This is a genomic window from Xanthobacter autotrophicus (assembly GCF_030015065.1).
Taxonomy (GTDB): domain Bacteria; phylum Pseudomonadota; class Alphaproteobacteria; order Rhizobiales; family Xanthobacteraceae; genus Xanthobacter; species Xanthobacter autotrophicus_D.
Genome location: NZ_JAIVFN010000161.1, coordinates 1 through 7,351, shown reverse-complemented (window position 1 = coordinate 7,351; position 7,351 = coordinate 1). Strand labels below are relative to the sequence as shown.

The window sequence follows — 7,351 nt, the reverse complement described above, 5'->3', positions numbered from 1 at the left end:
GTGTATAAGAGACAGGCGCTGGGGGCGGTGGTGGCCTTCTATTTCGGCTTCTCCTCCGCCTTCCCCCTCGCCCTGCCGTTGGGCGGCCTGATCGGCGCGGGACTTGCCACCGCATTCCTGCTGGCGCTGGCCGGACGCGGCGCGGGCACCGCCACGCTCATCCTCGCCGGCGTGGCCCTGAGCAGCCTCGCCGGCGCCCTCACCGCGCTGGCGCTGAACCTCGCCCCCAGCCCCTATGCGGCGCTGGAGGTGGTGTTCTGGCTCATGGGGTCCCTGTCCGACCGCAGCCTTGCCCATGTGGCGCTGGCCCTGCCCTTCATGGCGGCGGGCTGGGTGCTGGTGCTCGCCACCGGCCGTGCCCTCGATGCCCTGACCCTCGGCGAGGACGCCGCGGCGAGCCTCGGCTTTTCCCTGCGCCGGGCGCGCCTCACCGTCATCGGCGGCACGGCGGCGGCGGTGGGGGCGAGCGTGGCGGTGGCGGGGGCCATCGGCTTCGTGGGCCTCGTGGTGCCCCACCTGATGCGGCCGTTCGTGGGTCACCGGCCGGGGCGGCTGCTGCTCGCCAGCGGGCTCGCCGGCGCGGCGCTGACGCTGGGCGCCGACATCGCGGTGCGGCTCATCCCGACCCGGCCGGAGCTGAAGCTCGGCGTGGTCACCGCCCTCGTCGGCGCGCCCTTCTTCCTCGCCCTGCTGCGGCATTTGAGGGTGGACGGCGAATGATCGTGGAGGCGCGCGACATCAGCGTGAATCGGGGCGGCGCCCTCGTGGTGCGCGACTTTTCCCTCGCCGCGCGGCCGGGCGAGATGCTTGGCCTCATCGGCCCCAACGGCGCCGGCAAGACCAGCCTGCTGCGCGCCCTCGCCGGCCTCGATCCGCTCGCCTCCGGCACGGTGACCTATGGCGGGCGCACGCCGGACGAGATCGGTCGCCGGGCGCTGGGCCGGACCCTCGCTTACCTGCCGCAGAACGGGCGGATCCACTGGCCGCTGCCGGTGGAGGAGGTGGTGGCGCTGGGCCGGCTGCCCCACGGGGCCGCGCGGGTGGATGCCGCCGTGGAGCGCGCCATGGATGCGGTGGAGCTGGCGCACCTGCGCCACCGCTCCGCCGGCACCCTTTCCGGCGGCGAGCGTGCCCGCCTGCTGCTCGCCCGCGCGCTGGCGGTGGAAGCCCCGGTGCTCATTGCCGACGAGCCGGTGGCGGCGCTCGACCCCTACCACCAGCTCCAGGTGATGGAATTGCTGCGCGCCACCGCCCGCGCCGGCACCGCCGTGGTGGCGGTGCTGCACGACCTCACCCTCGCCGCCCGTTTCTGCGACCGCCTCGCCTTGATGAAGGACGGGGGCCTCATCGCGGAAGGATCGCCCGCCGCCGTGCTGACGGCGGAGCGCGTGGGCGGGGCCTATGGCGTCGAGGTGGAGCGTGGCGAAATCGGCGGCGAGCCCGTCATCCTGCCGTGGCGCCGCCGCGGCCGGGCGCCGGCCCGCAGGGAGCCCGAGGCATGACGGCCGATCCCTTCGACACCCTGGCCCGCAGGCCGATCGGACCGCGCTCTAGACGCCAGCGGCAAAAGCGCTAAGTTCTCGCCCGCCCGAGGATCGCCCGGTCCCCGGCGAAGGACGACCCATTTCAGGCCGAACCAAGCTTTCCGCCCGGTTTTCGGCCATCCGACAATCATTGCTGAAGGACGCCGGGATCGTGAACGACAGTCATTCTCATTCGCCGCAGCTCTCGCTGGCTAAAGACAAGATCCGGGTGTTGCTGCTGGAAGGCGTGAATGACAGCGCCGTGCAGATGATGACGGATGCGGGCTACACCAACGTCACGCGCCTGCCCAAGGCCCTCGACGGCGATGCGCTGAGGGAGGCCATCAAGGGCGTCCACATCCTGGGCATCCGCTCGCGCACCCACATCACCGCCGAGGTGCTGGAGGCCGCGGACCGGCTGATCGCCATCGGCTGCTTCAGCGTCGGCACCAACCAGGTGGATCTCGACGCGGCGCGCATCCATGGCATTCCCGTGTTCAATGCGCCGTTCTCCAACACGCGCAGCGTCGCGGAACTGGTGATCGGCGAGATCGTGATGCTGCTGCGGCGCATTCCCGGGCGCTCCCAGGCCGCCCACGAGGGCCGCTGGGACAAGTCCGCGAACGACAGCCTTGAAGTGCGGGGCAAGACCCTCGGCATCGTCGGCTACGGCAATATCGGCTCGCAGCTCTCCAACCTGGCCGAGGCCATGGGCATGCGGGTCATCTACTACGACCACACCGACAAGCTGCGCCACGGCCAGGCGGAGCCGGTGGCGAGCCTCGACGATCTGCTGGCGCAGGCCGACGTGGTGAGCCTGCACGTGCCTGAGACGCCGGCGACCCACGGCATGATCGGCCGCGCCGAAATCGCGGCGATGAAACCCGGCGCCTATCTCATCAACAACAGCCGCGGCACGGTGGTGGACCTCGACGCGCTGGCCGATGCCGTGCGCGAGGGCCGCCTGCGCGGCGCCGCCGTGGACGTGTTTCCGGTGGAGCCCGGCTCGAACAACGAGCGTTTCGTCTCGCCGCTGCAGGGGCTCGACAACGTCATCCTGACGCCGCATATCGGCGGCTCCACCGAGGAGGCGCAGGAGCGCATCGGCGCCGAGGTCGCCCGCAAGCTGGTGGACTACAGCGACACCGGCTCCACCATGGGCACGGTCAACTTTCCCCAGGTGCAGCTGCCGGCGCGCCCCAAGGGAACGCGCTTCATCCAGGTTCACCGCAACCTCGCGGGCACGCTCGGGCGGCTGAACGAGGTGCTGGCGCGCCACTCGGTCAACATCGCCGCGCAATATCTGGAGACCTTCGCCGATATCGGCTACGTGGTGCTCGACGCCGATACCTTGGAGGCGGACAGCCAGCGGGTGCTCGAAGACATTCGCGCGCTCGAGGGAACGATCCGCGCCCGCCTGCTCTACGAATACAAGGCCTGACCTCGCAGGTGCCGGCCATCGAGGGGCTGCCCGAAAGGCGGCCCCTTGTTGGGACCCCCTAACTCAAGGAAAGCGCGCTCCGGGGCTCATTCGGCGGCGGTCACGGTGAAGCGGCTGCGATAGTCGCCCGGTGACAGGCCGACGATGCGGTGGAAGAGCTTGCGGAACGCCGCGGCATCCTCGTAGCCGACGGCAAAGGCGATCTGCTCGACGGACCGCTTCGTGAACTCCAGGAGTTCACGCGCCTTTCCAACCCGCAGATGCTGCGCGTATTCCGTCGGCTTCATGCCGGTCGCGGCCTTGAAGCGCCGCTGGAACGTGCGTTCCTCCATCGCAACGATCCGCGCCATGTCGCCGACGCTCACGGCCTTCGCCTCGCGGGCCTGCAGCCAGTGCTGGACCCGCAGGATCGCCTCGTCGCCATGGGTGAGGCGGGGGGAGAAGCGGGAATAGTAACGCTGCTCGCGGCCGGCGGGATCTATCAGCATGAAGCTGCCGGTATCGGCCATCACCGTCGAGCCGAGCAGTCGGTCCACCAGCCGCAGGCCGAGATCGGTCCAGGCCATGAGGCCGCCCGCGGTGACGATGTCTCCGTCCTCCACCACCATCCTGTCGGTGTCGAGGCGCACATCCGGGAACCGGCTGCGGAACGCGTCGGCGAACAGCCAGTGGGTGGTGGCGGGCCGGCCCGACAGCAGGCCGGTGGCGGCCAGGGCGAAGACGCCGCCGCAATTGGCGGCGAGGGTCGCCCCCTGCGCATGCCGGTCGAGCAGCCAGCGGGCATAAAGCGCGGCCTCGTCCGCCTCCATCGGGCCGGTCAGCCGGCCCGGCACGATCAGCACGGACGGCTCCATCGCCCGGCCCAGGTCCGGATGGGTGTCGAACGCGCGGGCCCAGCCGCCGCCGTCGTCCGGCCGCCAGTGGCTGACGCGCAGCCTCGGGCCGCCGCGCTTGTGGGAGAAGTAGCCTGCGATGTCGAGCAGGTCCGTCATGCCGTGGACCATCGCGGTCTGGCAGCCGGGATACAGCACGATGCCGACTTCGGCCTTCGGCGTCCCGATGGCGGGCGAACCCATCTGATCAGCTCCTTTGTCGGTTTTGGCCCGACCATTGTCGGTTCCGCCAATGCCGATGATCCCTCGCCCGGCGTAATCCTTCAACCACGGCACACGGACATCCCGGCAAATCGGGCAAGCGCCGAAGGAACCACGAAAGCAGCTACGCTCGCCACCAGCGACGACCCGCATCTTCCCCGCGCCTTCATCAAGGGGCCCGGCACCGCTGGAAAGCGCCCGGCGCTCCTCCCTCTCGTCCCGTTCATGGAGACTTCCCATGCCCGACACCACCTTTCTCGTCACCGGCGCCTCGGACGGCATCGGCGCCGTCTATGCCGACCGCCTCGCCCGGCGCGGCCATGATCTCGTCCTCGTCGCCCGCCGGGCCGAGAAGCTCGACGCGCTCGCCCGGTCGCTGCAGGCGGCATACGATGTCCGCGTGGAGACGATGGCGGCCGATCTCGCCGCGCCCGCCGACCTCGCCCGCGTCGAGGCGCGCCTGAAGGCTGACGCGGCGATCACGGGCCTCGTCAACAATGCCGGCATCGCCGGAGAAGGTCCGATCCTCGACGCCGATCCGGCCTATCTGTCGGGGATGATCGCGCTCAACATCCTCGCCGTGACGCGGCTCGCGGCGGCGATCGCGCCGCGGCTGGCGCAGCAGGGCGCCGGCACCATCATCAACATGAGCTCGGTGACGGCGCTGATGCCGGCCGCGTTCACGGCGGTCTATCCGGCCACCAAGGCCTTCGTGCTCGCCTTCTCGGAAGCGTTGCAGGCCGAGCTCGGCCCCAAGGGCGTGCGGGTCCAGGCCGTGCTGCCGGGCATCACCCGCACGGCCATCTGGACCAGCGAGGCGCTCGACCGGATCCCCGCCGAGATGGTGATGACCGTGGAGGAGATGGTCGACGCCGCCCTTGCCGGCCTGGATCTCGGCGAAGCGATCACCATTCCGGCGCTGCCGGACACGGCCGCGTTCGACGCCTTCGCTTCTGCCCGGGATGCGTTGCGGCCGGGCCTGTCGCTCAGCCGGCCCGCCGCACGCTATCGTGCCTGAACGGCCTGCAATAGAGGAGCTTCGCCATGATCCCCGGACTTTCCATCGACACCTTGCTGACCGTGCATGTCGCGGTCAGCCTCGCGGGCATCGCGACGGGTCTCGTCGCCATGGCCGCCCTCGCGGCCGGCCGCTGGCTGCCCCGCTGGCAGGGCGCCTTCCTGGCCAGCACCGCATTGACCAGCATCACCGGCTTCCTGTTTCCGTTCAGCGGGGTCACCCCGGCCTTTCTCTTCGGCGTGGTCTCGGTGGTCCTGCTCGCGATCGCCGTGGCCGCCCTGCCGGGCCGGGCCGGCCACCGGGGCGTCGTCATCGCCTATGTGCTGTCCGCGGCCCTGGCGCTCTACCTCAACCTGGTGGTCCTGGTGGTGCAATCCTTCCAGAAGCTCCCGGCGCTGCAGCCGCTCGCCCCGACCCAGAGCGAGCCCCCGTTCCTGATCGCGCAGCTCGTCATCCTCGTTGGAACCCTCACGATCGTCTGGTTCGCGATCCGCAGCCGCAGGATGGCATGACGCGTCGTGCGCAGGGGACGGGGCGGGCGCGCGGCCCGTCCCCGCCTTCGCCTGCCTCAGCCCGCCCTGGCGAGCCGGCGCTCGGCGATGGCCACCCACAGCGCCGCGCCGATGGGAAGGGCGTCGTCGTTGAAATTGTAGTCGGGCGAATGCAGCCCCGCGCCGCGACCGTCATTGCGCCCCTGGCCCACCCACACATAGGCGCCCGGCTTCTCCTCCAGCATGAAGGCGAAATCCTCCGCGCCCATGCTGGGCTCGATGGCCTCGTCCAGCGTGAGCATGGGGGAGAGGCCGCGTACCACGTCCTGCACGAAGCGGGCCTCGGCGGCGTCGTTGATGGTGGCGGGATAACGGCGCTGATAGTCGATGGTCGCGGTGCAGCCCATGGCCTCGGCGATGCCGTGGACGATGGCCTTCAGGCGGGTCTCGATGAGGTCGCCCACCGCGGGGGCGAACCAGCGCACCGTCCCGGTCATCCTGCAACTGCCGGGAATGACGTTCCACGCATCGCCGCCATGCACCGTGGTCACCGACACCACCGCCGAGGCCATGGGCGAGACGTTGCGCGCGGCGATGGTCTGCAGCGCCGAGCCGATCTGGAACATGCAGGCGATGGGGTCCGCCCCCTGGTGGGGCATGGCGCCATGGGCGCCGCGGCCGGTCACGGTGATGTCGAAGATGCCGAAGGCGGCCATCATGGCCCCGGTGGTGAGGCCGGCGCGGCCCAGCGGCAGGTCCGGCCAGTTGTGCATGCCGTAGACCGCATCCACCGGGAACCGCCGGAACAGGCCGTCCTCGATCATCCGGGAGGCACCGCCCTCGTTCTCCTCGGCCGGCTGGAAGATGAAGCGCACGGTGCCGTCGATGCTGTCGCTCCTCGACAGGCGGCGGGCGGCGGCGAGCAGCATGGCCATGTGGCCGTCATGGCCACAGGCGTGCATGCGGCCGGGATGCTGCGAGGCGTAGTCGAGGCCGGTGGCCTCGGTGATGGCCAGGGCGTCCATGTCCGCCCGCAGGCCGATGGTGCGGTTCGAGCTGCCGCGCGTCAGGGTCGCCACCACGCCGGTGCCGCCGAGCCCGGTCTCCACCTCCAGGCCGAAGGACTTCAGCTGCTCCGCCACGAAGGCGGAGGTCTGGCGCTCCTCGAAGGCGAGCTCGGGAATGCGATGGAGCGCGCGGCGCCAGGCGACGGCCTCGGCGATCTCCTCGTTGGTGAAGTGTGGGGGCGTGACGCTCATGGTCGGCTCCGGGACATCGGGATCTTGTCGGCTCGGGACGGCGGTGCGGCGGGTTCAGCCGGCGGGCTTCATGCGGTAGCGGAAATCGCAGCGCCTGCCGCCCGTCATGAGGGTTTCGGTGCGGGTCAGCTCCATGGCCGGATTGTAGCCGGTGCAGAACTCCCCGTCGCGATTGCAGGACAGCAGGTGGCCGATCTCGCCGAGGCCCATGTCGCGGTACATCTCGGCATAGCGGCAGCGCACCACGTCGAAGTCCAGCCGGTCCGGGGCGGCGTGCCTCACCTCGATGGAGAGGGCGTCGCCGGCGGTCCAGTTGGGCAGGATGGCCGCGAAGTCGGCGAGGTCCGGGTCGCGGCCGAGCTCGGTGCGGAACTTTTCGCCCTGGGCGATGGCGGAGCGCGACACCGCCTTGTCCAGGGTGGTGCGGGCCACCTCGACGCCATGGCTCTCGGCGAGCACGTCGTAGACGTGCCTGAGGATCTCCGCCTCGATGCGCCGCCGCTCGATGATGGGCAGGGCGGGGGG

Annotated in this window: 8 protein-coding genes; 5 read left to right on the top strand and 3 right to left on the bottom strand. The window is 70.6% G+C overall.

Annotated elements, in window-relative coordinates; genetic code table 11:
• The 3 genes from K9U40_RS21015 to serA all read left to right on the top strand — a co-directional run.
• The coding region (locus tag K9U40_RS21015) for a FecCD family ABC transporter permease (RefSeq protein WP_282892067.1) at window positions 1–720 on the top strand (720 nt) is incomplete at its 5' end.
• Window positions 717–1,502, top strand: a complete 786-nt coding sequence (locus K9U40_RS21010) for an ABC transporter ATP-binding protein (RefSeq protein WP_282892066.1) — start codon at window positions 717–719, stop codon at window positions 1,500–1,502. The genes K9U40_RS21015 and K9U40_RS21010, both read left to right, overlap by 4 nt.
• 193 nt (window positions 1,503–1,695) lie before the next feature.
• Window positions 1,696–2,964, top strand: a complete 1,269-nt coding sequence (gene serA / locus K9U40_RS21005; RefSeq protein ID WP_282892065.1) for a phosphoglycerate dehydrogenase — start codon at window positions 1,696–1,698, stop codon at window positions 2,962–2,964.
• 86 nt (window positions 2,965–3,050) lie between these two features.
• Here the strand turns inward: serA and K9U40_RS21000 are convergent, their stop codons facing one another.
• The gene (locus K9U40_RS21000) at window positions 3,051–4,040 is read right to left on the bottom strand and encodes a GlxA family transcriptional regulator (protein WP_282892064.1); all 990 of its coding nucleotides are present in this window, start codon (window positions 4,038–4,040) and stop codon (window positions 3,051–3,053) included.
• Window positions 4,041–4,296: 256 nt separating this feature from the next.
• On the opposite strand from K9U40_RS21000, the gene K9U40_RS20995 reads away from it, so the two are divergent.
• Window positions 4,297–5,076, top strand: coding sequence for an SDR family NAD(P)-dependent oxidoreductase (locus K9U40_RS20995; RefSeq protein WP_282892063.1), 780 nt, complete (start codon window positions 4,297–4,299; stop codon window positions 5,074–5,076).
• Between the two features lie 26 nt (window positions 5,077–5,102).
• The gene (locus K9U40_RS20990) at window positions 5,103–5,588 is read left to right on the top strand and encodes a hypothetical protein (protein ID WP_282892062.1); all 486 of its coding nucleotides are present in this window, start codon (window positions 5,103–5,105) and stop codon (window positions 5,586–5,588) included.
• Window positions 5,589–5,644: 56 nt separating this feature from the next.
• Here the strand turns inward: K9U40_RS20990 and K9U40_RS20985 are convergent, their stop codons facing one another.
• Together K9U40_RS20985 and K9U40_RS20980 are read right to left on the bottom strand one after the other, a co-directional pair.
• The gene (locus tag K9U40_RS20985) at window positions 5,645–6,826 is read right to left on the bottom strand and encodes a M20 aminoacylase family protein (protein WP_282892061.1); all 1,182 of its coding nucleotides are present in this window, start codon (window positions 6,824–6,826) and stop codon (window positions 5,645–5,647) included.
• 54 nt (window positions 6,827–6,880) lie between these two features.
• Window positions 6,881–7,342: an L-2-amino-thiazoline-4-carboxylic acid hydrolase gene (locus K9U40_RS20980; RefSeq protein ID WP_282892068.1), complete on the bottom strand. Its 462-nt coding sequence runs from the start codon at window positions 7,340–7,342 to the stop codon at window positions 6,881–6,883.
• Window positions 7,343–7,351: the final 9 nt, after the last annotated feature.